The sequence below is a fragment of the Lysinibacillus sp. BNK-21 genome, from assembly GCF_048684915.1.
GTDB classification, from domain to species: Bacteria; Bacillota; Bacilli; order Bacillales_A; family Planococcaceae; genus Lysinibacillus; species Lysinibacillus capsici.
Genome location: NZ_JBLQTS010000001.1, coordinates 2,635,192 through 2,659,337, shown reverse-complemented (window position 1 = coordinate 2,659,337; position 24,146 = coordinate 2,635,192). Strand labels below are relative to the sequence as shown.

The following is a 24,146-nucleotide window of genomic DNA, read 5'->3' as shown; positions in this document are numbered from 1 at the left end:
CCCATCTACTTATTGGTAGATGGGTTTTTTAGCATGATGGGCTGAAAGAGTCAATGAATATCGGTATTTCTAATAAATCCTCCACGATGGCATCCGCTTGAACATGTTGCCATTGTTTATCTTTTTTCCAAATGCCCTTCATTCCCACATGTTGAGCAGCTTTGACATCATTCACAGGATGGTCGCCGATAAAAACACATTCATGAGGAAGGACATTCAGCTTTTCGATGGCATTTAAAAACAGTTGAGGATCGGGTTTTTTCATTCCTGCCCATTCAGAAACTAAAATGACATCAAAATAATGTTCAATTGCTAATGCCTTTATAGTGTCCATCTGAAAATGCCCATAGCCATTCGTAATCATGCCTAAAGCCAACTGATCCCTTTTCAATTGTTCTAGCATAGGGATAAGGTTAGGAAAAGGGACACAGCTATATTTAAATTCGTTTAGGTAATCTTGAAGAAGTTCTTCCCACGTAATATGAACAAGATGAAATTCTTCTACTAATTGCTGGTAGACGCAATCCTTCCAAACGTAGCCTCGCTTATCTAGTTGGATAAAGCGAGTTATATACTGTTCTTTTGAAATACTACCTAATACCGACTTTAATCGCTCATATTGCTGCTCAATGAAGAATTCGATAGATGCATCTCTATTTAATAATGTTCCGTCTAAATCAAATAATGCTGCTTTCATCACATCTTTTTCGCCCTCCTATTTGATCATAAAAAAAGTAGCTGAAGTTAGGCTTCAACTACTTTTTAGTTCATTAGGCATGTTTTGAAATGATTTGCTGAAGCTTTGCTTGCAGTGTCGGTAGGTCATGCATCGTAACCGTTGTGCGAACATAGCTTTCATCCATATCTAATGCTTCAGCAAAAAAGCTACCAATGCCTTTTACTTTGCGATCAATTTGCATGAAAATCTCTGCAGAATGGTTGGATTGAGAAAGGAAAACTAATTCAAGCTCATCTAAATGGCCTCTATATTGTCCAGTGGGTACAAATTCAAATTCCTGGACAAATGGATAGTAGCCGCGGAAGCGTGAAGGAGCTTGTTCACATTCAGCTTCACGTAAACGGAAACCTAATCCACGAATCGCATCTAATATATGACCTGCTAGTGCTGTTGGCTCGACACGAATATAATCCTTATCACTCGGATCGACCGCATTTTTAATATCAAGGCCCGTTTGAATCCATACCTGTGTTTTACCTGCACTAATCGGTGTTTCAAATGGCAATGTTAATGAAATAGGGAAGATTTTTTCCTCACCGGCGCCTAGTGTGAAAGGCTCTGTTACTTTGACCTTCTGCAGTGCGGCAACCTCTGTATGTTTGTGATCATTCGACTCACGGATATAGGTTGTATTGACGGATAGGTAAATCGTGTCGACCTGTTGCTCAACTTGACCGCCACGCACAATGATTTCACCCTGCATGACCTCTCCAGCACGATAAGTATCCTTCTCCAATCTTGTATCCACTGTCGCTGAACCTATACCAATACTTGCTAATGCTTTATGAAAAAAAGACATCTTTCATTCCTCCTACTGACATCGTTAGCTATACATACGCTTATGTTGAAAAAAGGTTTCAAGACTTACAAATTTTTCGTTATACTAGTTGAAAACGAAAGAGGGATGGCGATGGAGACAGAGTGGCTACGCACATTTATAGTGGCAGCACAAACTGAAAACTTTCGAGAAACAGCTGAAAAACGATTTATTACACAATCGACTGTAACGAAGCATATCCAACATTTAGAAAGGGCATTGCAAACCCCATTATTTAATCGACAGAGCAAACAGGTGACGTTAAATCAGCAGGGTGCTTATTTTCGTCTGCAGGCACAAAAAATCCTGTCCGCTTTAGATGAAGGGCTACAACAAATGGATTCCTTCGTAAAAGGCTACACCGCTAAGCTTACGATTGGCGTTGCTCCGCAAATAGCGAATTCAACATTACCAGCTATTATTACAGCATTCCAGCATCGAAAGCCCTCTACTCAGGTAGTGATAGAACTTTTAAAATCCAATGAAATTGGGGAAGCGGTATTTACTGGTGTAATCGATATGGGCTTATCCAAATTAACCTCAACTCGTGAGCTTCACACGGTAATGCTCGCACAAGAACCATTGCATTTAATTGCTCCTATTGCTAAAAAGGAATATGATGCATTCACCCTTTTACAGCAGGAAACGCTTTTCACACATGAATATGCGCCCTATTGGCAGGAAGTACAACAGGTGCTACAGCAATTTACTAGCCATCAAACAATGCATATTAATCAAACAGAGGTGATCAAGCATTTCGTCAAGCATGGTCTTGGTATTGCCTTGCTGCCTAAGAGTGTAATTGAACCAGATTGTCAGCAAAATCTTTTACATAGCTATTCAGTAAAAGAATTTTCTCATATTGTATCGGATACTTACTTGCTTACAAAGTATGTCTCGGCTGATTATGATGATTTTTTAGTAGCGTGTAATAGCGTGTATGGGTAAAGCCGTTTTCTGCACTGTTTATTCATAATGTACCTTTATACTATTTTAGTATAAATAATAGATAGAGGGTGTTTAGATGTATAGTATATTGTCCACCATTAGTCAGTTGATTAGTGAACCGCTTACGCAATTTGTACAGGGCTATGAGCATTCTGCCCTGATGATGGCCATTCTTCTTGGCTTGATAGGCGCCTTTGCTCCATGTCAGTTAACAGGTAATATGAGTGCCATTACATTTTACGGCAATCGAACACTTCAAAAGAGCAGTAATTGGCAAGAAATTATGTTTTTTATAGTGGGGAAAGTGGTTGTTTTTAGTGTGCTTGGCTTTTGTGCTTGGCTTTTTGGACAATCATTTGAAACAAAGATGACCGTTTATTTTCCAATCTTTCGTCAGGCTATTGGGCCGATGATGCTGCTAACAGGGCTGGTGCTAATCGGTTTATTCAAATTAACCTTTCTACAACGTTTAACATCGCTGCTGCCGCCTGTAGTAAAAGAGGGGAAATTTGGCTCGTTCTTAATGGGCGCTAGTTTTTCTATTGCCTTTTGTCCCACTATGTTTGTTCTATTTTTTGTATGGTTAATGCCCCTTGTGGCGAGCACTTCCTATGGGTTGCTTCTACCTAGTATTTTTGGCGTAGCGACCGCTGTTCCGCTCATCATCATGCTTCTGTTGATCTATGTCTTTGATGCCAAGCGTATTATCCTACGAAAAAGCATGAAGATGGGAAGAGCTATTCAAATGACAGCAGGAATCCTATTAATTTTAATCGGAATAACGGACACCATTACATATTGGAGTATGTAAGACATGTATAATAGAGTGAAAATGAGAAAGAGAGATACAATATGATCGCTATATTATTATTTATTCTTGCGGGAATTGGTGAAATAGGTGGGGGCTATTTAATTTGGCTTTGGTTACGAGAGGGTAAACCTTTTTATTGGGGCATTATTGGCGGTATTGCACTTGCTCTGTACGGCGTTGTTGCAACATTCCAGTCCTTCCCTACCTTTGGCAGAGTTTATGCAGCCTATGGTGGGGTATTCATCGTGTTGTCTATTTTATGGGGGTGGGGCATTGATGGCAAAAAGCCCGATCATTTAGACTTTATTGGCGCAGGGATATGCTTAATAGGCGTCATTGTAATATTGCTGCCTCGCTCTTAGCATTGAAAAAAGGTTACTACAACAGAATAGTAACCTTTTGTAATCTATTTTTTACGAGCAATAAAGCGCAGACGATAATAATCAATGACCCATTCATTCTGTTGGAAACAAGTTGGCTTTAATAATTCCTCACATGTCGCATAAACCTGCTCTTTCTCATCAGCCTTTAAGTGCTGTAGAAGATTTTCACTAAACATGACCAACCAGTTGCGAAGCCCATCCTGCCCTTGAAGTGGTGTAGGGCGTTTATAGAGTGTGATATTCTCGACCTGAAAGCCTGCCTTTTCTAATTTTGATTGATATTCCTCGACGCTTGGAAAATACCAAGGGAAATAGTGGTCGATATAGGGAAATTGTAAAGATTCCATACTTTTTTGCAGAGCCCAAATGATAGATGCAATATTGCCTTGTCCACCCATTTCAGCAACAAAGCGTCCACCGTTCTTCAGTGCACCATAGACATTTTCAATAACTACATCAGGTTCCTTCATCCAATGAAGTGCGGCATTGGAGAAAACGGCATCAAATTGCTGAGAAAAGTGCATCGCTGTAGCTTCCATCGTTTGAAAGTTAATGGCAGGATATTTTTGCTGAGCAGCTAAAATCATTGTAGCCGACGCATCTACTCCGAGCACAGAAGCTCCAAGTGCTGATATGTCATTAGCCAAATCTCCTGTACCACAACCCACATCTAAAATATGTTCATTTTTTTGCGGCGCTAGTAGATCGACTAAGCTTGTACCCAATTTTGACACGAAATCATGCTTTTCATCATATAAATGAGCATTCCATTTTGTTTTTGTTGTCATCCTCTTTCATCTCCTTTAGTAGAGCATAGCAAAGGAGGTCATCCAACAGAAATGCGAAAAATCATGAATTTTGATTCCAAATTGGAATGATAGCTTTCTCTCCAACAGCTAGCTTTACACGCTATCAAATTTCCGAGCCGATAAGGGATTAAAATTATTTTATACAACACATAGTCAAGGTAGTAAAAAATGGTGTTTCTCAATGATTGGAAAAAATGATGTCCACAAAAATTTTGAGTAAAATAAAAAGGTAGCTGATGTTTTTTCAGCTACCTTTTGTTATGGTTAAAGCTTTGTTAATGTTTTGCCACTCCAGCCAAACAAGATCGTTAGAATTGGTCCTAGTAAACAGAAGAAGGTGAACGGCAGGTAATCCAGTGTGGAAATACCGAGGACACTTGTGATAAAAATACCACAAACACTCCAAGGCACAAGTGGGTTGACGACCGTACCTGCATCCTCCATGACGCGTGAAAGGTTTTTTGGTGCAAGCCCAACCTTTGCAAATTGTGCCTTAAAGGCCTCACCAGTTAATAGAATGGATAAGTACTGTTCACCGATCAATGTATTAACACCGATGCCTGTGATGGCAGCACCTGTAATAACAGAACCAGCACTTTTAAATAAGCTTTCGACCTTCGCTAAAATGCTTTGAATAATGCCTAGTGTGAATAAAAGGCCACCCATTGTTAAAGCAAGTAAGACAAGCGCGATTGTAAATAGCATACTATTCATCCCACCACGAGTGAGCAAGGCATCTACCTCTTTATTACCAGTTTGAGAGACATAGCCATCAAACAGAATTTTGAAGACATCTGAAGCGGGAACTGGGTCAAGTAAAGAGCCAAGACCTACTCCAATAATGGACACAACAGCCAATGTAATGACTGCAGGTGCCTTGTAAAAAGTCATGATTACGAGAACAACAATTGGCAATAATGTATACCAATGAATAAGTCCTGTAGACAGTAAACCCCCTTTAAATTGCTCCACTGTCTCAAAGGATGTAGCAGCTCCTGTTGGGGAGATAATAGCATAGAGCACAAAGGAGATAAGAAAAGCAGGGATGGTTGTCCAGCCCATATTTTTAATATGCTCAAAAAGGTCTACACCAACTGTACCAGAAGCAAGATTGGTTGTATCGGATAATGGAGACATTTTATCACCAAAGAAGGCCCCAGAAACAATCGCTCCAGCTGTAATGGTTAGCGAGATATCCATAGCTCCGGCAATGCCCATAAATGCTACACCAACCGTTGCTACAGTTGTCAGAGAGCTTCCAATTGAAATACCAACGATACTACAAATTAAAAACACGATAGCAAAGAAAAAGTTTGGCGACACAGTTAAAAAGCCATAATAGATAAGGGTTGGGATCGTTCCACCCATAATCCAGCTGGAAATTAAAATGCCAATAAAAAAGAAAATAAAAACGGCGCCAAGTCCAGCGCTAGCACCAGCAATCATACCACCCTCAAGATCGCGAAAGGGTACTTTTTTCAGTAATCCATAAGCCAGTAAAAGGGCAATCACAAGAAAAATCGGGATATGTGGCGTAGCCTTTAAATAGCCAATACTATAAGCCATTATGGCGATAATTAAAATAGTGATAAAGCTTGCCTCAAGAAATCGAGGGTTACTCTTTGCTTCTATTCGAAACATGTGAATCCTCCTAATAAATACTTCTGCGCTTCAATGCGGTGAAGCCCAAAAGTATTATAGCACGCTAATATTTTTTGTCAATTGACTGAAAATTGGCGGTCTCAATGAAAGAAATAATCCAAGGCATTTTTCAAAATCAATAAACATGTCATGACAATAAAGATGACACGCATCATGCTCGTTCCACGCTTCAGCGCAAATTTGGATCCAAGGATTGCCCCAAAGATCATGACAAAGCCCATCGAAAAACCATAGAGAAAATGAACTTCTCCTAAAACTAAAAACATGATTAATGCCGCTAAATTTGAGGTGAAATTAAAAGCTTTCGCATTACCAGCAGCTTGGAGAAAATCATAGCCCATCATTAATAGAATAAAAATAAAAAATGAACCCGTACCTGGTCCAAAAAAGCCATCGTAAAAGCCAATAGCCGCAAATGCACCTATATAGGCTAAATGTTTGGCTGTACTAAGTACACGCTCTTGATATTGCTGTCCCCAATCTTTTTTAAACATTGTATAAGCAGCTACAAGGACGAGCATAACAAGCATAAGTGGTTTTAAAATAGCAGTGGACACAAGATGGACAGTAAAGGCACCGAGTAAAGACCCTACAAAGATAAAGGGGAGGATTTTTCCGATTTTCTTGATATCAACTTTACCTGCACGTAAAAAAGTTAGCATACTTGTACCATTACTAATGGTATTGGCCAGTTTATTTGTGGCAATGGCTGTACTTGGAGGTAAACCAACAGCCATTAATGCAGGTAAGGAGATGAGCCCACCACCTCCAACAATCGCATTTAAAAAAGATGCGATAAAAGCAAGTAGTAATAATATTGTGAGTGAAAGTAAATCAATATCCATAAATATACTCCCATCTTTCCTCATTGCGTTTTAACATAGCGTACTGCGGAAGTCAAAAAATAACAATGAAAATTCCAGCATTTTCATGTAAATTTCGTTTACAATTCCTTAACATTTCACAAGACAAACAAATAAGCAGAAAAAAGTTTATTTCAAGTATTTTTATAAAAATAAAAGAAAAAATGGTCATTTTTAAAGAAAAATAGTGATTTTTAATATTTGATTTCCAACGTTTACAACTTGCGAAATAGCTTAAAAATAAATGTGGCAAATTTTATATTACAGTTTTGTAAAATCAACATCTTAGTGTTTAAAATTTTGTAGAATTGTGTAAATGTTTTGTTATGATGGTTCAGAAATTGACAATATTTTTTCAACAGGAGGAACAGGATGTTCAACTCAAATAAGCAAGATCCATTTTTTCAGTCACTATTAAAAATCGCGAAAAACGTGAATGAGGGTATCTATTATGCTCATAATGCCCGTATTCAAGATATAGATGCGCTAAAAGAAATTGCAGATACAATGAAGCAATACGAAACAAGTGGCGATAAATTAATCCATGAGCTAATCGTTATGCTGAATAAATCCTTTATGACGCCAATTGAGCGTGAAGATATTTTAGCATTAGCCAATAAATTAGATGATGTGATTGATGGAATGGAAGGCTGTATTGCGCACTTCAATATGTACAACCTAACAGAAGTAACAGAGCCAATGCGTCAATTCCTCACATATATTGCGAAAAGCACGGACGAAATGGTACAAGCCATGGAACTGTTAAATAGTAAAAAGCTTGTGGAAATGCGTAAACATGCTATTCAAATTAAGGACAATGAACGTGAATGTGATGAAATTTTCCGTTCTTCAATGAAGCAATTATTCATCCAAGAAAAAGACCCAATGCGTTTGATTGTTTTCAAGGATATTTATGAGCAATTTGAAGACATTGCGGACAGCTGTCAAACAGTAGCAAACACAATTGAAACAATAATTATGCGTAATGCATAAGATGGAGTGTACGAAATGGATACGATCTTATTAATCACCATATTAGTCGTTATTTTCGCACTTGTGTTCGACTTTATTAACGGCTTCCATGATACAGCCAATGCGATTGCTACCTCTGTATCGACCCGTGCCTTAAAGCCACGTACTGCGGTTTATATGGCAGCAGTAATGAACTTCGTCGGAGCGATTACATTCGTTGGGGTAGCCAAAGCCCTAACAAAAGATATTGTGGACCCATTTTCTTTAAATGCCTATGATGGCGATATTACAGGTTCTGTTGTTATTTTAGCAGCCTTATTATCTGCCATTACATGGAATTTATTAACATGGTATTTTGGGATTCCATCAAGTTCTTCTCATACATTAATAGGTTCTGTTGCAGGGGCAGCTATTGCCGCAGCAGGATTTGATATTTTGAACTATGCTGGGTTTATTAAAATTCTTCAAGCACTTATTTTTTCACCATTACTAGCGTTCGCAGCTGGTTTCCTGATGATGACATTATTAAAAGTCATCTTCAAAGATATGAATTTATATCGAACGAATAAAGGCTTCCGTACAATGCAAATTGGGACAGCAGCCTTACAATCCTTTACACACGGGACAAATGATGCGCAGAAGGCAATGGGTATTATTACCTTGGCGCTAATCGCCGGCGGCCTACACCAAGGAGATGATATTCCTTTCTGGGTACGTTTTGCTGCAGCAACTGCGATGGGTCTTGGTACATCTGTCGGAGGCTATAAAATTATCAAAACGGTTGGCGGTAAAATCATGAAAATCCGCCCAGTAAATGGGGTAGCGGCAGACTTAGCTTCTGCATCGATTATCTTTGGTGCCACATTAATCCATTTACCAGTTTCTACAACACATGTTATTTCTTCATCCATCATGGGTGTCGGAACAGCACACCGTGTTAAAGGCGTTAAATGGGGGATGGCACGTAAAATCGTTACAACATGGGTCATCACGATGCCAATCTCTGCTGTCATGGCAGCATTGATTTACTATATTCTAAGTTTATTTTTCTAGTTCGCTAAGGAATGCACAATCACAGTGCATTCCTTTTTTAATGGGATAAAAATGAAGGATGTAGCGGATAGAACCGGTAAAGCTGAAGGATAGCCTGGTTAAAGTAGTGGATAGGAGCGGCAAAGTGAAGGATAGCCCCACAAAAGTGGCGGATAGCCCGGGCAGGAAGAAAACTGCTTCGATGAAATCGGTAGCCTCCTCCCCTTGTATAAAGTGCGGATACGCTCTAAGGTAATTATAAAGAAAGTGTAAAGTTCGGAGAAAATCGTTTTTTCCGTAGTAAGGTGAATGCAGGAGGAAAATGATGAAGGAAAAATTACTACTGATTGAGGATGATACAGCGATTGGGCGCATTGTGAAGGATACGCTAGAACAGGAGGGCTATTGTGTGACATGGGCTACTACGGGCCTTGAGGGACTGGAAGATTTTCAAACGCAACCTTTCGATTTAGTGCTAGTGGATTGGATGCTGCCAGAAATGGATGGGTTAACGGTTTGTCAAAATATCCGTTGGGAGAGTGATGTGCCAATCCTAATGATGAGTGCCCGCAAGGAAGATGCGGATAAGGTGGAGGGCTTGCAGGGGGCAGACGATTATATCGCTAAACCATTTAGCTTAGAAGAATTAAAGGCACGAGTTGCCTCTCATCTTAGACGCTGGCGACGCTACCACAAGCAAGACGTGATAGAAGAGCATACTGCCTATGCGAATGGATTAACAATAGATTGGCAACGACAAATAGTATGTGTTTATCAGCAAGAAATTGCATTAACTCAAAAGGAGTTTGCCCTTGTTAGGCTGCTAGCTAAAAATCCGAATCAAACCTTTACAAAAGAAGAACTGTATCAGCATATTTGGCAGCAAGCAACGTTAGAGGACACTCATACTGTCACAGTGCATATCAAGGCACTGCGCGAAAAGCTCAAGGATTCTGTGAAAAACCCAAATTTCATTCAAACTGTGTGGGGTAAGGGCTACCGTTTTATTGGTGAACCATTATGAAAATAAAAGCGTGGTTACTAATTATGTTTTTTATTGTAATGGTCATACCCATAGTAGGAGCTTATAGCCTTTATGTGTGGATTAATGCTTATTACCAAGATAAAAATGTGGCGGAGTACTTTGACAAGTGGACAGAGCTAAATCAGGTAAAAGATGTCGTTGACAATCCAGTGCTTTATCAAAAAAATGCCGATTTTGAGGAGATAGAGGAACTTACCAATGAGAAGCTGGCGATTACCCTCTATACGAAATCTGGCTATGTTTTATATTCCTCCAACCCTTTGCTAACGGGCTATGTAGGGAAAGAGCGCATGTTAAATGGTTTATATGATTTACAGCAAGCATACAACGCCTTTACATACAAGGAGCCTGTATATCTAAAAGGTGATTTGCTTGGCATCTATGAAATTCAATTAATACGAACAGATTGGGTAAAGGGTGTAGAAAAGCGTTCATGGCTTGTCATCGCAAGCACGATCCTGTTGTTTCTTATCATTTATTTAACTGTCATCTTGTTGCTTCATCGGAAACTGAATCGGCCATTAGGTGAACTGATGCAGCACATGCGTCATTTTGCGAAAGGTCAGCATGTTAAATCAACTCTAAGCGTAAGAAAAGATGAGATTGGGGCACTCGCCAAAACATTTGAGGCGATGCAGGATGAAATTGAAAAGACTCGGGCTTCCTTAAAAGCGGAACAACAGCAAAAAGAAATGATGATTGCAAGTATTTCCCATGATTTGAAAACACCCCTTACAGCCATCCAAGCCTATGCGGAATCTTTACAAAATAAAGGCTTATCAGAACAGCAGGTGGCAGAATATCAGCAGGTCATCGTTACGAAGGCAGATCGGATGAAGCATATGCTAGAGGATTTAATGATGTTTACCTTACTTCAATCAACGAACTATACATTAGAGCTCATTGCTGTGGATGGAGAAGAATTTTTTGACATGGCCTTGTCTGACTATGAACCGTTATGTGAGGAAGAAGGATTTACATTAAAAGTCTTCTGTGCCGTGGATGGACTCTATGCTGTGCATCCTAAACAACTTCAGCGTGTCATTGATAATTTATTGAGCAACGCCTGGCGTTATGGGGAAAAGGGGACAACAATAGGCTTAGCGGCAGTCAATGCTGGAAATGATCCCGAATGGGGCTTTGATTTCTTGAAGTCTGCTTTAAACAAGCAAGAAGGCATGTATATAATTGTGCAAAATCACGGAAGAGGCATACCACAACAGGACATTGTAAAATTATTCGAGCCAATGTATCAAGCAGATTATGCGAGATCAAAGGCTGGTGAACGAGGAACAGGACTAGGCTTAAATATTACAAAACAAATTATTGAAAAACATGGGGGTACTGTCGAACTGCTTTCTAGAGAGAACATTGGAACAGCAGTAATTTGCTGGCTACCACCTTATAAAGGAGTAAATGAATGATGAATTGGAAAAGATCTTGCCGAGCAGCAGGCTTAATTGCTGTTATGACATTTAGCTTGGTGGGCTGTAATTCAGAGGCAACTTATACACCTCAGGAAATTATCGACCAAGCCCTTCAAGAATCGAAAGAGCCACTCACTTATTATGGCGAATATACGTTAGATATGGGAGAGCTAGGTGGTAAAGCTCAAGTGAAGGAATGGGTCAAGGATAGCAATAGACGGATAGAAATGACAGGCGATAATGGTGAACATGTTATCACAGTTAAAAATGATGCTAAAGTGATTAGCTATGATGTCACTGAAAAGACAGCCTACACAATGGATTATTCACAACCTGAATTAGACAGCTTGCAATCACCTAAAGATCAGGTACAGCTTATTTTTAATATGGTTAAAGATACGCATGATATTAAGATAGCAGGAGAAGAGAAGGTTGCAGGTAGAGATACCTATAAAATCGTCGCAAAAACGAAGAATACGGAATCGTTATTTGGCGATATCGAAGCATGGATTGACAAAAAAACTTGGCTGACATTAAAAATGAAGACAGATAGTGCAGGGACTCATATGCTCACTGAATATTCTAAGATTAATTTTGGTGGAAAAATAGATGCTCAACAATTTACACTAGATCTACCAAAGGATGTAACGATTCAGGAAATTAGTGGACAGGATACTTCTGATTCCGTTTCATTGGACGACGTAAAGCAGCAGCTTGAAAAGTTTTTATTAGTACCAGAAGTAAATGGTCTAACGTTAGACAACATATCCATGGTTAAAGGGATAGAGGAACGACCAGAATACTCTTTCGATTATGTTTTAGATGGAGAGCTAGCCTTTTTTATCACGATTTTTAAAGCAGATGCTAGTGTTGCAGATATTGGTCCCATTTTAAATGAAAAAGAAATAGATATTCGAGGACAAAAAGGCACTGTTATGGATGGTGAAAATTTCCGTTCCCTTGCTTGGCAAGAAAACGGCTACCAATATAGTATGGTTGGACAAAATCCAGAATTAACAGTTGAGGATCTTTTAAGCTATGCGCAACAAATGACCGTTGTACAATGAGGTGATACTATGAAAAAAGCGCAAGGACTAAAATGTCTGGCATTATTTTTATTTACCACTATTTTCTTATATGGGGTAGGAGAAACATATGAGGTGTCTTGGCTACAATTTCACTTTACGGGACAATATCAGGATGTAGGCTTTTATTTCAGTTTTACATCCCTCATTCCAATATTAATTGGATTGTTAATGGTGGGTCTATATGAATCATTGTTAAAAAGATTCATCTAAATAATTAGGAGCAGGATCAGAGTGGAGGATCCTGCTTTTTTATGGTAGAAATAGAGTTAGTACATTACAATATTTATATAAAGAGGATATAATAGGAGGTTTCTTCAATGGCTACATTTCTACATGGCTTTGCTCAACAACTCATTTTCCCCTTGTTTATGATTTTATGCTTTTATTTCACATTAACTTATTTTCATCATCTAAAGACAGGCGATGATCGTGGTATTAAGAACACAAAATGGGCTGCAGTGGTATGTTTAGCTTTCGCTTTGGTTGCACCAGCGCTTTATAATGTGATTACGTTTATGGTCATGATGAGGTAAAGTGATAATTTTGGCACAATACGTACATAATGTAAGGTAACAGGTTTAGTCTTTCTAAAATGAGGGAATATACATTCATCCTAGGATATTGTAGGTGGTACATATGTTTGATAATTTACTATTTCAGTTACCTTTTATTATTTTTATCGGTTTGTTTTCACAGTGGTTAGCATGGCGTTTTCGCATGCCTGCCATTGTCATTATGAGTATCGCTGGGCTAATTATTGGTCCATTTACAGGGTTAGTGTCTCCAAAAGAGACATTTGGCCCTATTTTTCATACCATTATTTCTCTGGCAGTTGCCGTTATATTATTTGAAGGAAGCTTAAGCCTTGATTTTCGAGAAATACGTGGCTTTAAGAAGTCCATATTGCGTATTTCCACAGTAGGGGCAGCCATCGCTTGGATTGCAGGCTCTACTGCCGCGCATTTTGTTGCAGGGCTATCATGGCCAGTCTCTTTTGTCATTGGTGGATTATTTATTGTGACAGGTCCAACCGTTATTTTGCCTTTATTGAGACAAGCAAAATTGAAGGAGCGACCAGCAGCTATCTTAAAGTGGGAAGGCATCGTTGTAGATCCTTTTGGCGCATTGTTAGCGCTATTTGCGTATCAGGTCGTTTTGGGTATATATCATTTAGAAGGTGGGACATCTCTTACCGTTTTCTTTGTTTCCGCCTTTTTAGCCGCCCTGTTAGGAGGGGTCGTCGGTTATGTAATGGGGCAATGCTTGGAGCGTGGTTTAATTCCAGAGTTTTTGAAATCACCTTTGTTACTTGCTACTATTTTACTTGTTTTTGCCCTAAGCGATGCCATCATGCACGAGACGGGCTTACTGGCTGTGACAGTGATGGGGCTTGTGATGGCAAATATGCATTTAACAAGCCATCATGAGCTGTTGCATTTTAAAGAAAATATTTCGGTTATTTTAATTTCAAGTGTCTTTATTATGCTGACGTCGTCTTTAACCATCGATACGTTATGGCAAATCGTTGATTGGCGTATGCTACTATTCGTGCTAGCAATGATGTTTATTGTTAGACCGTTATCAATTTGGATTGCAACCATTAATACGGGCTTAACATTGGAAGAACGGGCCTTAATTGGGTGGATTGCACCGAGAGGGATTGTAGCATTAACCGTTTCAGGTTACTTTACAACGGCACTACAAGACGTAGGTTTTCAAAGTGCACAATTATTAACAGCGCTCACATTAGCACTTGTTTTTGCGACAGTGGTTGCCCATGGCTTTAGCATTGGCTGGCTTGCGAAAAAATTAGATCTACAAGCTTCCACTGGGAAAGGTATTGTGATTGTAGGCGCTTCTCCATTTACAACACAGCTTGCAACGTCCCTGCAAAATAACGGGATTGATGTGTTGATGATGGATCGTGCATGGGAAGATTTATCTGCTGCTCGACAAAATGGTATTAAGACGGAAACAGGTGATATTTTAAGCGAGCATACTGAGTTTTATGTTGATTTAACCCCATATGATCAACTAATTGTAGCAACAAAGCAGGACGCCTATAATGTCCTTGTTTGTGCAGACTTTGTTCCAGAATTAGGGCGTCTCAATATTTTTCAAACGGCTTTACATTCTACAGACCCTAAAAATTACTCAAGGAAGTACGGGGGACAGCTTCTTGTCGATGCACAGCATGATATTCATCAGCTCAATGAACTGATAGAGCAAGGTGCACAACTTCGTCAAACGAAAATTACAGAAGTATTTACATGGAAGGATTATGTAGAACAAAATCCTCATGCCGTCTGGGTGTATGCTATAACACAGGATGGAGCTATCGTGTTGGATATGGTCAATAAATATGACGATATAAAACATGAACCACATACTATTATTAGTTTAATTCGCTAAAACCAGCCACCTGTTTGTGCAGGGCGGCTGGTTTTTTGATGCAAGAGAAAGGAGACTAGTTGACTGAAAATGACCATGCTTGGAATTAGTGTTCTGCCTGTTTTATACAAAACAAGAACAGCTAGCTTAAAGAGAGCAACTCTATATTCCGATGATGAATAATGGTAATCCTACCCCAAGAGAGCATTTAATTAGGAGATTTTTCTAACCCATTTCTACTAAAAATCGCAGTGTTAAATGGCTAGTCATACTTTCCTCCTCATTACGCAATCTGCTGTAAATGTGTCTTCTTAAAAGCGTCATCATATTTTAAACCATAGCCAAGTGCGCGATCTAAGAAAATATGTGCGAGCCAAATCAGGGCAGCCATCAGAGGTATTGATGTAGTCGTTAGTAAACCAATCACCATCAACATGGCAGGTAGCACAAAACTATGCCCCGTATTATAGAAAAGAGCGCCTATTTTTGTATTGATGAGATAGCCAACCATGGTGATGTCTGGGAACAATAAAAACACAATAAAATAAAGCCAAGGAAAATTTAGATGACCATAGAAAGAAGCTGTGATGATGAAAGCAAGGATATATTCGATTGAGATGATTTTACGTAGTGACATTTAACCACGACCTTCCAGTAAATTTTGATACATATCCTCAATGAGTAAGGCAATTTTTTCTTGATTTTCTTCAAATTGTCCGTCAGCCATTAATGTTTTTGTCAGTTGTAACGAATGAAGCGCATGCTGATAGAATCGTAGTTGCTGCTCAATTTGGGCAATCTTTGTGGAAAATAGCTGTACCGTTTCTTCATTACATGCTGTTGAAATAGGCTTTTGTTCGAGTGTCAGTAAATGTTTAATTTCTTGAAGCGTAAAGCCTAGCTGACGTAAAACGATAATAAATTTCATTGTATGTTCACACATGGCATCATACACACGGTAGCCATTGTCTTGTTTTTGCGGCTGTAAGAGTCCCTCTTTTTCATAGTAGCGAACGGTATCAGTTGTTAATTGAAATTTCTCAGCGAATTGTTTAATTTTCATGTAAGTACCTCCTAAATTCATCCTAACATTGGAGTATGCTCCAAGGTCAAGGTGCTTGAGGAAAAAATTTAAAAAAATGAAACGGTCATTCAGTGGCAGTCGTTTATAGTGTAAGAAGGGGAGGTGGACGGCATACTTGAGGAAATGATCGAAGAACATGCAGCACATTTATTACGTCTCGCCTATTTTTATGTAAAAAACCGACAAACCGCAGAGGATATTGTGCAAGAGGTCTTTATTAAATTTTCTCAGCGTGGTTATGAAGAACGCGGGCAGTTGCGTGCGTATTTATCCACTTTAACGATTAATCAAAGCAAGGATTATTTAAAAAGCTGGCATTATAAGAAATTACTATTACAAGAAAAAATATTTCCTATTCAGGGGAATAGACAACGAGATGAACTCGTGGCAGCAGAGGAACGGTCTCACATTGGGGCAGCTATTTTAAAGCTTTCACTTACCTATCGGGAGCCTATTATCCTTTATTATTTTGAAGAAATGAAAATTCGTGATATTGCCCAGCTACTTGGCATTGCGGAGAATACGGTGAAAACAAGACTGAAGCGGGCAAGAGAAGCATTAAAGCCTCATCTAAAGCAGGAGGAATGGGAGGTGCTTAGACATGAATGAGATACAGAAGGAATTACTCAAAGTCGCTGGTGATATGACAGCAAGCAAAGAACGAGTCAAAAAACAAGTACTACAACAGTCTATCAATAGAAGGAAGCCATTTCGTTTCACTCTATTAACTATCCTACTGACACTTTGTGTGGTGGGGTTTATGATGGTGCAGCTTCTTACGAACGAAACAGAGCAAACAACCTCACTATTTCATGAAAGACAGCTTGAGCATTTCGAACGTATTAATCGGCTAATGTGGCCAGGGAAAGAGCAGGAATTTTATAAAGAGGAAGCCTATCTATCGTATGAGAAGCTCGTTGCCGCCTACTATTTTGCGAAATCATTAGGAATTGATTATTCTAAGGCAGAGTTAGAGGAGGAGAGAAAGAAGCAGGTAGAACAGTTGGAAATGCTTTATCAAGCATCTGAATACGAGGCACTATTTCAGGGATTAGCACCGAAACAGTATGTTGAAACATATCTCGAGCCCCTACTGCCGATGTATACAACGCGAACAAAGCTATATGCCTTCTATAAAGAAAAATATCCAACTTTTTATGCTTACCAAGAAGTAGCCAATATTGATGCCAAACGATATTTCCAAGCGCATTCTACTGATCAGGCAACAGCCTTTCAAGAGGAGCATAACATCGTCATACGGACCAGTTCACATGGCTCTTCAATGGTTGGAACAGTTGCAGAGGTTGAATCGAATGTTTTCTTATTTATTGAAGGAGTGATTCCCGAGGACCTTGATCATATGACGGAAGAACAGCTTGCTGAAAAATATGAACAGGCCAATTGGTATCCTGTGCTGGATGATTTTCCTGTCAAGCAGGGGGATTATATTACTTTAACTTCTATGGGAACAGGCAGTATAGAGGAAAACGGGGTCGTAAGAAATTATGGTTTATTATCTAAACTGGAAAAGCTAGAGCAAACCATTACAAAAAAGCTTGAGCTAGAAAATGACAAAGAGGTCGCTCAGTTTTTACAGGATATCCCTTGGCAGCCCGCAAATTATATGAAAAGGCCACCCGAATATTCATTTGAAGTAGAAGGCGTCCGTATTGAAATGTGGAAGGGCTATGGCGGTTCAATTTATCTCCAAAAGGCTGGAAGCGGAGAAATTCACCTTAGTGCCAACAGAGCGAAGGCATTAATAGCCATCCTAGGCATAGAAGAATCTTAACAAGTCTCTTGAAAGAGGCTTGTTTTTTGTTTAGGGGAAAATTATAGTGAAAGTACCATGTTAAAATAACCTTTAATTGAATGTAGGAAAAAATACACAGTGATTTTCTTTATTAGGCTGAATTACTTAATGTCGAAAAAATAAATGAGTCCAAAGAATTGTAATATTTTAAGGTCAAAGGTAGTATTAAAGAAGTAAGGATGAAGAAAAGGAGGGGCGGTATGAACGCACAAGAATTTGAAGAACTATGGATTACGCTTAATGAGTTATATAATGCGGATCGTTTTTTAGAATATATAGAAATAAGTAGTGCCGCAATTGAAAGTGCCATTAAGCTTGAAATGTATGATAAGGCTATCCTTCTATTACGTTATAGCTGTGCCAGTTATTTTCAAACGGGTGATTTACAGCTTTCTATAAGTGTCCTTGAACAATATCGTGAGTTAACCTTTCAACATGGCAACGATATTGATGTAATTCAATATTACAATTTAGCAGCCATTTATTGGGGAACATTTGGTCATTTAAAGAAATCAGAAGAGTTGATGCTGAAAGGCTTAAAAATTGCAGAAGCAATCCAGCACGTGGAGAGCATGGGGAAAATCTATAACAATCTGAGCGACTTAGAAATATCCATGGGAAGCTATCGAACAGCTAAGGAATTTGCCTTAAAGAGTTTATATTATGCGAATGCGTTTGAAATGAAGCATAAAGAGCCTTATACAGGGATTATCCATCCGAAGACAAACCTAGCTGTTGCACTTATTTGGCTTGAAGAATTTGAGGAAGCCAATACGATATTACAAGAATTAATGGCAACGATTCATCATCCACCCTATTCGAAAGTACAACTTGAGGTACTCAATGCCTATGCCTTCCTGTGTGAAAGACAGGGACGTATAAGTGAGGCCATAGATTTATATCAAAAGACAAAGCATTATGCTTTACAAAACAATGACCTTTCTCTACTTCAACTAATTTATAATTCTTTAGTGAAGCTAATTGAGGAGCAAGGCAATAAAATTGTATTATGTGCGATACAAAAGGAATATATAAATATTTTGTTAGAAATCCAGCGTGAAAACTATTCACATGTATTGTTTGAAATGGAATATAACGATCATAAGAAGCAGTTTGAAAAAAATGCCTATATTGATCCTCTGACGAATATTTACAATCGTCGCTATTTTGATGAACAGGCCAAAAAGATGGTCGAAAAGGCGACTGAAAATCATCAGCAATTGGCCTTGATGATGGTGGATTTAGACCATTTTAAAGAAATCAATGACATGAATGGCCATTTATTTGGCGATGATGCTTTGACGAATACAGCCAAAACCTTACAGGATTATTTTCAGCCCTTTGAGTCCATTGTTGCCCGTTTTGGTGGGGATGAATTCATTGTGTTGAGTCAAGTAAAGGAAGGTGAATCGGTGCAAACATTGGCTGACAACCTGTATCAAACCTTAACGGCACTGTCACTAACAGTGAATAATCAAACGGTTCAGTTGGAATTTAGTATTGGTGTCAGTACGAATGATCATGGCAAAATTCAGAAAGTAGAAGAGCTTATCCAGCATGCGGATGAAGCGCTCTATAAATCAAAGCGTAACGGCCGCAACCAAATTACGCACTATAATCATTATTGCGATGTGGGAAATGGTATTTAAAAGAGAGAGAGGCATATCTACGAGGGAAGTGCCTCTTTCGTAAACGTGTTGCTAGTGTGATGGATTAAGCAAGCCATAAAACACAATATCTTCAAAAGTACCGTTTTTATAAATATGATCCTTTAATGTTCCCTCATAGCGCATGCCACATTTCTCCATAATTTTCCCAGAGGCGGGATTGGAATGGAAATACCGGGCATAAATACGATGATACTGTTTCTCCTGAAAGGCAAATTCAATCATCGCTTGAGCAGCTTCTGTTCCGTAGCCATTACCCCAATAGGGCTCTCCAATCCAATAAGCGATTTCTCCTCTTTGATGTTGGGATTGATTTGACAGTCCTATCGCTCCATATAATTGTCCACTTTGTTTGTCTGTTATCGCAAATTCGTAACTTCGATTTTCCTCAAAGTTTTGTTGATGCGTGGAAATCCATGATAATGCACATTCTAATGTATAAGGATAAGGTAAACTCAATGTGCTTTTATAGATCGCATAATTGTTACATAAAACACTTACTTCCTGTGCATCTGCTTGCGTAAAAAGTCGAAGTATTAAACGTGTCGTTTCTATCGTCTTTTCGGATGGCGAATAAATCATCGAATACCCCCTTTTCAATGGTTGGATTGATTATAGCACAATAAAAAGTAAAGTAAACCAAATAATGGGTGTTATAAAGTATCTTGAATTGGAATAAAAATTTATTGAAAAACGATAAATTATATGATAAATTAAACAGGAGAATAAATAAAAGAGGTGCGTAAGATGAAACGAGAAACGCTCTTTTTAAAGATAGCTGTTTTTCTAATAGGTATACCCGTTCTTGCCTTATGTGTATGGGTGGTGCCTCGTATTGCTTTGAATACAGTGGAGCATTCTCCCATTTTAACCATTGTTGCTTTAATTGGCGTCTATGCAACGGCTATTGCTTATTTTGTTGCGCTATTTACGACGATCAAACTATTAAGCTATATTGACCAAAACATTGCATTTTCAGAGCTGTCTGTCAAAGCTTTAATCAAGATCAAATATTGTGCAATTATTATTAGTAGTGTTTACGTGGTTGGCATGCCACTGATATACTATGCTGCGGAAGTAGACGATGCCCCAGGTCTTATCCTTATCGGAATGGTCATTATTTTTGCTTCCTTTGTCGTGGCAGTATTTGCTGCTGTGCTGCAAAAGCTTCTAAAAAATGCCATCGATATCAAATCAGAAAATGATCTAACGGTTTGAGGTGAATACTATGGCAATGATCATTAACATTGATGTAATGCTGGCGAAACGAAAAATGAGTGTTACAGAGCTTTCAGAAAAAGTTGGCATCACGATGGCGAACCTTTCGATTTTAAAAAACGGCAAGGCCAAAGCCATCCGCTTTTCAACATTAGAGGCTATTTGTGAGGCATTGGATTGCCAGCCTGGCGATATTTTGGAATATCGAAAGAACGAGGAACTACAAAAATAAGGATCTGCGTAAAGCAGATTCTTTTTTTTGTAGAAATTATTGCCAACAGAAGTAGTCCTATGCTAGGATAAAGAAAAGATATATCGACAGGCAGTCGGTCAATTGTAAGGAGTTGTCTTATGAGAGAAATAAAAAAAGCGGAAGAACGCAGAAATGAAATATTAGATGCAGCGGATGAATTATTTGCACAGAAGGGATTTGATGGCACTAGTACGAGTAATATTTTGGAAAAAGTAGGCATTGCTCGAGGCACCCTCTATTATCACTTTAAATCTAAGGAAGACATTATGGATGCGCTCATTGAGCGTTATACAAGCACAATGCTCGCAAAGGCGAAAACCGTTGCAGCAGACAAGACTATAGCTGTAAATGAGCGGATATTGCGCGTTGTCATGGCATTGAATATGCAAAATGAACAGGGTGGACAGGAAATGATGGAGCATGTTCATAGACCGCAAAATGCCTTGATGCACCGTAAAATACAGCAAGTGGTCATCAATCAAGTGCCACCAATCCTTACTGCCATTATTCGGGAGGGCATTGAGCAAGGTATTTACCAAACGCCTTATCCCTATGAGTGTATGGAAATGATTATCGCTTATACCAATACGGTATTCGATGATGATCTCGTGTTGATGACAGATGAGGAAAGAGCTGCTCGTATTCCGGCATTAATTTTTAATATTGAACGAATGCTAGGGGTGGAAAGTGGTAGCTTATTGTATATGATGCGAATGTTTGGAAATAAAGGAGAAGGCAGTCCGAACTAAATATTTTAGGTCTTGTTAGATTTGATGGCGATTAACAATATACAAAGAGGTGACTTATGTATTGGAAAATTGTGCGAAATGATATGGCAAATAGTAAGCTAATTACAGGTATGACCATGCTATTTGTGGCGGTAGCAGCTTTACTTGTCACACTATCAGCAGTACTTATGGTCCATTTGACAAGCGCAATTGACACACTGATGAAACAAGCAGAAACGTCTCATTTTCTTCAGATGCATGCAGGGGAAATCGATCAAGTGCGGCTTTCTGAATTTGCAGAGCAAAATAAATATGTAGATGAATATCAAATGAATGAATTTTTAAATGTGGAGGGCTCGAAGATCAATATTGCGGGTACCACCTTGGCACATAGTGTGCAGGACAATGGTTTCAGCACACAAAGTGAGAAATTTGATTATTTACTTGATCTTGATGGTCATGTGATTGAAGTGGCAAATGGTGATATTTATGTACCTGTAAGCTATTGGAAGGACGGCATCGCTGACTTGGGGGATACTGTCATCGTTCATGATCAAACCTTTACAATAGCAGGATTTCTAAGGGATTCACAGATGAACTCAATGCTGGCTTCCTCCAAACGCTTTCTTGTCAGTGAACAAGATTATGCAGCAATCCAGGAAGCGGGAACAGTTGAATATTTAATTGAGTTTCGTTTGAAAAATTTGGCGGATTTGAAGAATTTTGAAGAAGCCTATACAAGTGCAGGGTTAGAAGCAAATGGACCAACCATTACCTATAAGCTTTTTCAAATGCTGAATGCCATATCAGATGGGCTTATGATTGCTGTTATCTTGCTCATCAGTGTCCTTGTAGTCGCTATTGCGTTTATGTGTATTCGATTTACATTGCTCACTAAAATTGAAGAGGATACTCGAGAAATCGGTGTGATGAAAGCAATTGGCCTACGAGTGGCAGATATTCAGAAAATGTATCTAGCCAAATATGGCGTTATAGCTGTGATTGGTTGTATGCTCGGTTTTGCCTGTTCCTTCTTCCTTCGAGATATTCTATTAGAAAATATCCGTCTGTTCATGGGAGAAACGGACAATGTTTCACTCATTTGGTTGTTCACAGGTTTGGGGTTGTTGCTCGTGTTTATCGTGATTATGGGCTATGTACAATCGGTACTGAAACAGTTTCGCAAGCTATCAGCCACGCAGGCTCTGCGCTTTGGCACAATGCAAGGAAAAGGGCAACATGCAAAATTATTGAACCTCAGCGCCAATAAAAGGCTACCGATTAATCTTTTCCTTGGCATAAAGGATGTGCTATCACGAAAAACACTTTATGCGACAATGCTTGCAGTATTAGTATTGGCAACATTTATTATCATCGTCCCTCAAAACTTACACAACACAATTGCAGCTAAAAGCTTTATTACGTATATGGGTATTGGGAACAGTGACATCCGAATTGATATCCCACAAGGCAAGCAAAATGAACAACAGGTGGCAGCGGTGATGGATAGGCTTGAGCATGACACAGCCATTAAGAATTACACTGTTTTGACAACAAAAAAATTCACAACGATTGCCGAGGACGGAACAGCGCAAAACCTAAAAATAGAGCTGGGTGACCATACGATTTTTCCCTTAGAATATGCACACGGAGAGGCTCCGGTTGCTCCTAATGAAGTGGCACTTTCGGTGCTCAATGCAGAGGAGCTTCAAAAAAAGGTTGGCGATAGTTTAGCAGTGGTCATTAATGGACAGAAGAAAAATTTGAGGATCAGCGGTATTTATTCAGATATTACCAATGGAGGCAAGACTGCGAAGGCAGCTTTCTCTGACCATTCTACGGATAGCATGTGGAGTGTCGTCTATAGTACGATGGCAGATCCATCTCTTGTTGCAGATAAAAGGGCGGAATATGCAAAAACCTTCTCATTTGCCAAAGTGTCAGGTATTGATGATTATATTTATCAAACTTTTGGTACGACGATTCATGCCATCGAAAAGGCAGCTCGTGCAGCACTCGTCATTGCCTTATTGCTGTGTGTGCTCGTGACATTATTATTTATGAATATGCTGATTGCGAAGGATCAAGCGCCCATCGCTATCATGAAGGCATTGGGATTCACGAATGTCGATATAGCTACACAATATGCTGCACGTTCGATTTTTGTATTACTGCTTGCTATCTCGATGGGGACGTTGCTCGCAAACACGTTAGGTGAATATTTAACTAGTACGGTCATTGCCTCATTCGGGGCGGCTTCCTTTGATTTTATGATTAATCCACTAGCAGCGTATGTTTTTTGCCCACTAGCGCTTACAAGCGTTGTTCTGCTAGCTACGCTATTTGGTACGTCAAGGGCAGGGCAGGTAAAAATTATTGAGCATATAAAGGAGTAG

26 protein-coding genes are annotated in these 24,146 nt (G+C 39.1%); 18 read left to right on the top strand and 8 right to left on the bottom strand.

Translation table 11 applies throughout. The features are described from left to right. Positions 1-28: 28 nt before the first annotated feature. Positions 29-700 carry an HAD family hydrolase gene (locus ACMGGO_RS13770; protein WP_420281959.1) on the bottom strand — a complete coding sequence of 224 codons (672 nt, stop codon included), beginning with the start codon at positions 698-700 and terminating at the stop codon, positions 29-31. Positions 701-770: 70 nt separating this feature from the next. Next, the gene (locus ACMGGO_RS13765) at positions 771-1,538 is read right to left on the bottom strand and encodes a sporulation protein (RefSeq protein ID WP_054550900.1); all 768 of its coding nucleotides are present in this window, start codon (positions 1,536-1,538) and stop codon (positions 771-773) included. Between the two features lie 111 nt (positions 1,539-1,649). Between ACMGGO_RS13765 and ACMGGO_RS13760 the strand changes: the two genes are divergently transcribed. From ACMGGO_RS13760 to ACMGGO_RS13750, 3 genes are all read left to right on the top strand, one after another. Beyond that, the gene (locus tag ACMGGO_RS13760; protein WP_103117863.1) at positions 1,650-2,504 is read left to right on the top strand and encodes a LysR family transcriptional regulator; all 855 of its coding nucleotides are present in this window, start codon (positions 1,650-1,652) and stop codon (positions 2,502-2,504) included. Positions 2,505-2,580: 76 nt separating this feature from the next. Beyond that, on the top strand, positions 2,581-3,315 hold the full coding sequence (locus ACMGGO_RS13755) for a sulfite exporter TauE/SafE family protein (RefSeq protein ID WP_259948839.1): 735 nt from the start codon (positions 2,581-2,583) through the stop codon (positions 3,313-3,315). A gap of 41 nt (positions 3,316-3,356) precedes the next feature. Beyond that, a complete protein-coding gene (locus ACMGGO_RS13750; RefSeq protein ID WP_004229297.1) occupies positions 3,357-3,677 on the top strand; it encodes a YnfA family protein in 321 nt (106 codons plus the stop codon). A 44-nt stretch (positions 3,678-3,721) separates the two neighbouring features. Here the strand turns inward: ACMGGO_RS13750 and ACMGGO_RS13745 are convergent, their stop codons facing one another. From ACMGGO_RS13745 to ACMGGO_RS13735, 3 genes are all read right to left on the bottom strand, one after another. Continuing rightward, entirely contained in the window at positions 3,722-4,486 is a 765-nt protein-coding gene (locus ACMGGO_RS13745; protein ID WP_048390372.1) for a class I SAM-dependent methyltransferase, read from the bottom strand. A gap of 285 nt (positions 4,487-4,771) precedes the next feature. Further along, positions 4,772-6,148, bottom strand: a complete 1,377-nt coding sequence (gene nhaC, locus ACMGGO_RS13740; protein WP_048390375.1) for a Na+/H+ antiporter NhaC — start codon at positions 6,146-6,148, stop codon at positions 4,772-4,774. Positions 6,149-6,249: 101 nt separating this feature from the next. Further along, positions 6,250-7,014, bottom strand: coding sequence for a sulfite exporter TauE/SafE family protein (locus ACMGGO_RS13735; RefSeq protein ID WP_420281958.1), 765 nt, complete (start codon positions 7,012-7,014; stop codon positions 6,250-6,252). Positions 7,015-7,404: 390 nt separating this feature from the next. Between ACMGGO_RS13735 and ACMGGO_RS13730 the strand changes: the two genes are divergently transcribed. The 8 genes from ACMGGO_RS13730 (at position 7,405) to ACMGGO_RS13695 (ending at position 15,008) form a co-directional block, all read left to right on the top strand. Next, positions 7,405-8,025: a DUF47 domain-containing protein gene (locus tag ACMGGO_RS13730; protein WP_004229078.1), complete on the top strand. Its 621-nt coding sequence runs from the start codon at positions 7,405-7,407 to the stop codon at positions 8,023-8,025. Positions 8,026-8,040: 15 nt separating this feature from the next. Next, positions 8,041-9,057: an inorganic phosphate transporter gene (locus ACMGGO_RS13725; protein WP_004229076.1), complete on the top strand. Its 1,017-nt coding sequence runs from the start codon at positions 8,041-8,043 to the stop codon at positions 9,055-9,057. A 304-nt stretch (positions 9,058-9,361) separates the two neighbouring features. Next, positions 9,362-10,060, top strand: a complete 699-nt coding sequence (locus tag ACMGGO_RS13720; protein ID WP_259948848.1) for a response regulator transcription factor — start codon at positions 9,362-9,364, stop codon at positions 10,058-10,060. Continuing rightward, the gene (locus tag ACMGGO_RS13715) at positions 10,057-11,505 is read left to right on the top strand and encodes a HAMP domain-containing sensor histidine kinase (RefSeq protein ID WP_333879876.1); all 1,449 of its coding nucleotides are present in this window, start codon (positions 10,057-10,059) and stop codon (positions 11,503-11,505) included. Before ACMGGO_RS13720 ends, ACMGGO_RS13715 begins: the two co-directional genes overlap by 4 nt. Beyond that, on the top strand, positions 11,505-12,575 hold the full coding sequence (locus tag ACMGGO_RS13710; RefSeq protein WP_281216618.1) for a LolA family protein: 1,071 nt from the start codon (positions 11,505-11,507) through the stop codon (positions 12,573-12,575). Before ACMGGO_RS13715 ends, ACMGGO_RS13710 begins: the two co-directional genes overlap by 1 nt. Positions 12,576-12,584: 9 nt before the next feature. Continuing rightward, the gene (locus ACMGGO_RS13705; RefSeq protein WP_004229062.1) at positions 12,585-12,806 is read left to right on the top strand and encodes a hypothetical protein; all 222 of its coding nucleotides are present in this window, start codon (positions 12,585-12,587) and stop codon (positions 12,804-12,806) included. Positions 12,807-12,913: 107 nt separating this feature from the next. Beyond that, a complete protein-coding gene (locus ACMGGO_RS13700; protein WP_048390387.1) occupies positions 12,914-13,129 on the top strand; it encodes a hypothetical protein in 216 nt (71 codons plus the stop codon). A gap of 103 nt (positions 13,130-13,232) precedes the next feature. Next, positions 13,233-15,008, top strand: coding sequence for a cation:proton antiporter (locus ACMGGO_RS13695; RefSeq protein WP_054550908.1), 1,776 nt, complete (start codon positions 13,233-13,235; stop codon positions 15,006-15,008). Between the two features lie 262 nt (positions 15,009-15,270). Here the strand turns inward: ACMGGO_RS13695 and ACMGGO_RS13690 are convergent, their stop codons facing one another. After that, entirely contained in the window at positions 15,271-15,624 is a 354-nt protein-coding gene (locus ACMGGO_RS13690) for a DUF4260 domain-containing protein (RefSeq protein WP_259948861.1), read from the bottom strand. Then, positions 15,625-16,050, bottom strand: coding sequence for a MerR family transcriptional regulator (locus ACMGGO_RS13685; protein WP_048390393.1), 426 nt, complete (start codon positions 16,048-16,050; stop codon positions 15,625-15,627). 123 nt (positions 16,051-16,173) lie between these two features. Here ACMGGO_RS13685 and ACMGGO_RS13680 point away from each other — a divergent pair, with 123 nt between their 5' ends. From ACMGGO_RS13680 to ACMGGO_RS13670, 3 genes are all read left to right on the top strand, one after another. Then, positions 16,174-16,680 carry a sigma-70 family RNA polymerase sigma factor gene (locus tag ACMGGO_RS13680; RefSeq protein WP_048390395.1) on the top strand — a complete coding sequence of 169 codons (507 nt, stop codon included), beginning with the start codon at positions 16,174-16,176 and terminating at the stop codon, positions 16,678-16,680. Next, complete coding sequence (locus ACMGGO_RS13675) at positions 16,673-17,863, top strand: hypothetical protein (RefSeq protein WP_374805986.1); 1,191 nt, start codon at positions 16,673-16,675, stop codon at positions 17,861-17,863. The genes ACMGGO_RS13680 and ACMGGO_RS13675 overlap by 8 nt, the downstream gene beginning before the upstream one ends. 221 nt (positions 17,864-18,084) lie before the next feature. Further along, positions 18,085-19,533 carry a tetratricopeptide repeat-containing diguanylate cyclase gene (locus tag ACMGGO_RS13670; protein ID WP_066037457.1) on the top strand — a complete coding sequence of 483 codons (1,449 nt, stop codon included), beginning with the start codon at positions 18,085-18,087 and terminating at the stop codon, positions 19,531-19,533. Between the two features lie 51 nt (positions 19,534-19,584). Here ACMGGO_RS13670 and ACMGGO_RS13665 read toward each other — a convergent pair whose 3' ends face one another. After that, positions 19,585-20,133, bottom strand: a complete 549-nt coding sequence (locus tag ACMGGO_RS13665; protein ID WP_374805985.1) for a GNAT family N-acetyltransferase — start codon at positions 20,131-20,133, stop codon at positions 19,585-19,587. Between the two features lie 165 nt (positions 20,134-20,298). Between ACMGGO_RS13665 and ACMGGO_RS13660 the strand changes: the two genes are divergently transcribed. The 4 genes from ACMGGO_RS13660 to ACMGGO_RS13645 all read left to right on the top strand — a co-directional run bounded on the left by ACMGGO_RS13660 (position 20,299) and on the right by ACMGGO_RS13645 (position 24,146). Next, positions 20,299-20,769, top strand: a complete 471-nt coding sequence (locus tag ACMGGO_RS13660; protein ID WP_374805984.1) for a DUF2975 domain-containing protein — start codon at positions 20,299-20,301, stop codon at positions 20,767-20,769. 10 nt (positions 20,770-20,779) lie between these two features. Beyond that, entirely contained in the window at positions 20,780-21,001 is a 222-nt protein-coding gene (locus tag ACMGGO_RS13655) for a helix-turn-helix domain-containing protein (protein WP_004229042.1), read from the top strand. A gap of 119 nt (positions 21,002-21,120) precedes the next feature. Further along, a complete protein-coding gene (locus ACMGGO_RS13650) occupies positions 21,121-21,771 on the top strand; it encodes a TetR/AcrR family transcriptional regulator (RefSeq protein ID WP_048390403.1) in 651 nt (216 codons plus the stop codon). 56 nt (positions 21,772-21,827) lie between these two features. Beyond that, complete coding sequence (locus ACMGGO_RS13645; RefSeq protein WP_374805982.1) at positions 21,828-24,146, top strand: ABC transporter permease; 2,319 nt, start codon at positions 21,828-21,830, stop codon at positions 24,144-24,146.

Bases quoted from the DNA above. Each gene is read 5' to 3' on its own strand.
- ACMGGO_RS13765 (WP_054550900.1), bottom strand. From the start codon at position 1,538: ATGTCTTTTTTTCATAAAGCATTAGCAAGTATTGGTATAGGTTCAGCG.
- ACMGGO_RS13760 (WP_103117863.1), top strand. From the start codon at position 1,650: ATGGAGACAGAGTGGCTACGCACATTTATAGTGGCAGCACAAACTGAA.
- ACMGGO_RS13755 (WP_259948839.1), top strand. From the start codon at position 2,581: ATGTATAGTATATTGTCCACCATTAGTCAGTTGATTAGTGAACCGCTT.
- ACMGGO_RS13750 (WP_004229297.1), top strand. From the start codon at position 3,357: ATGATCGCTATATTATTATTTATTCTTGCGGGAATTGGTGAAATAGGT.
- ACMGGO_RS13745 (WP_048390372.1), bottom strand. From the start codon at position 4,486: ATGACAACAAAAACAAAATGGAATGCTCATTTATATGATGAAAAGCAT.
- nhaC (WP_048390375.1), bottom strand. From the start codon at position 6,148: ATGTTTCGAATAGAAGCAAAGAGTAACCCTCGATTTCTTGAGGCAAGC.
- ACMGGO_RS13735 (WP_420281958.1), bottom strand. From the start codon at position 7,014: ATGGATATTGATTTACTTTCACTCACAATATTATTACTACTTGCTTTT.
- ACMGGO_RS13730 (WP_004229078.1), top strand. From the start codon at position 7,405: ATGTTCAACTCAAATAAGCAAGATCCATTTTTTCAGTCACTATTAAAA.
- ACMGGO_RS13725 (WP_004229076.1), top strand. From the start codon at position 8,041: ATGGATACGATCTTATTAATCACCATATTAGTCGTTATTTTCGCACTT.
- ACMGGO_RS13720 (WP_259948848.1), top strand. From the start codon at position 9,362: ATGAAGGAAAAATTACTACTGATTGAGGATGATACAGCGATTGGGCGC.
- ACMGGO_RS13715 (WP_333879876.1), top strand. From the start codon at position 10,057: ATGAAAATAAAAGCGTGGTTACTAATTATGTTTTTTATTGTAATGGTC.
- ACMGGO_RS13710 (WP_281216618.1), top strand. From the start codon at position 11,505: ATGAATTGGAAAAGATCTTGCCGAGCAGCAGGCTTAATTGCTGTTATG.
- ACMGGO_RS13705 (WP_004229062.1), top strand. From the start codon at position 12,585: ATGAAAAAAGCGCAAGGACTAAAATGTCTGGCATTATTTTTATTTACC.
- ACMGGO_RS13700 (WP_048390387.1), top strand. From the start codon at position 12,914: ATGGCTACATTTCTACATGGCTTTGCTCAACAACTCATTTTCCCCTTG.
- ACMGGO_RS13695 (WP_054550908.1), top strand. From the start codon at position 13,233: ATGTTTGATAATTTACTATTTCAGTTACCTTTTATTATTTTTATCGGT.
- ACMGGO_RS13690 (WP_259948861.1), bottom strand. From the start codon at position 15,624: ATGTCACTACGTAAAATCATCTCAATCGAATATATCCTTGCTTTCATC.
- ACMGGO_RS13685 (WP_048390393.1), bottom strand. From the start codon at position 16,050: ATGAAAATTAAACAATTCGCTGAGAAATTTCAATTAACAACTGATACC.
- ACMGGO_RS13675 (WP_374805986.1), top strand. From the start codon at position 16,673: ATGAATGAGATACAGAAGGAATTACTCAAAGTCGCTGGTGATATGACA.
- ACMGGO_RS13670 (WP_066037457.1), top strand. From the start codon at position 18,085: ATGAACGCACAAGAATTTGAAGAACTATGGATTACGCTTAATGAGTTA.
- ACMGGO_RS13665 (WP_374805985.1), bottom strand. From the start codon at position 20,133: ATGATTTATTCGCCATCCGAAAAGACGATAGAAACGACACGTTTAATA.
- ACMGGO_RS13660 (WP_374805984.1), top strand. From the start codon at position 20,299: ATGAAACGAGAAACGCTCTTTTTAAAGATAGCTGTTTTTCTAATAGGT.
- ACMGGO_RS13655 (WP_004229042.1), top strand. From the start codon at position 20,780: ATGGCAATGATCATTAACATTGATGTAATGCTGGCGAAACGAAAAATG.
- ACMGGO_RS13650 (WP_048390403.1), top strand. From the start codon at position 21,121: ATGAGAGAAATAAAAAAAGCGGAAGAACGCAGAAATGAAATATTAGAT.
- ACMGGO_RS13645 (WP_374805982.1), top strand. From the start codon at position 21,828: ATGTATTGGAAAATTGTGCGAAATGATATGGCAAATAGTAAGCTAATT.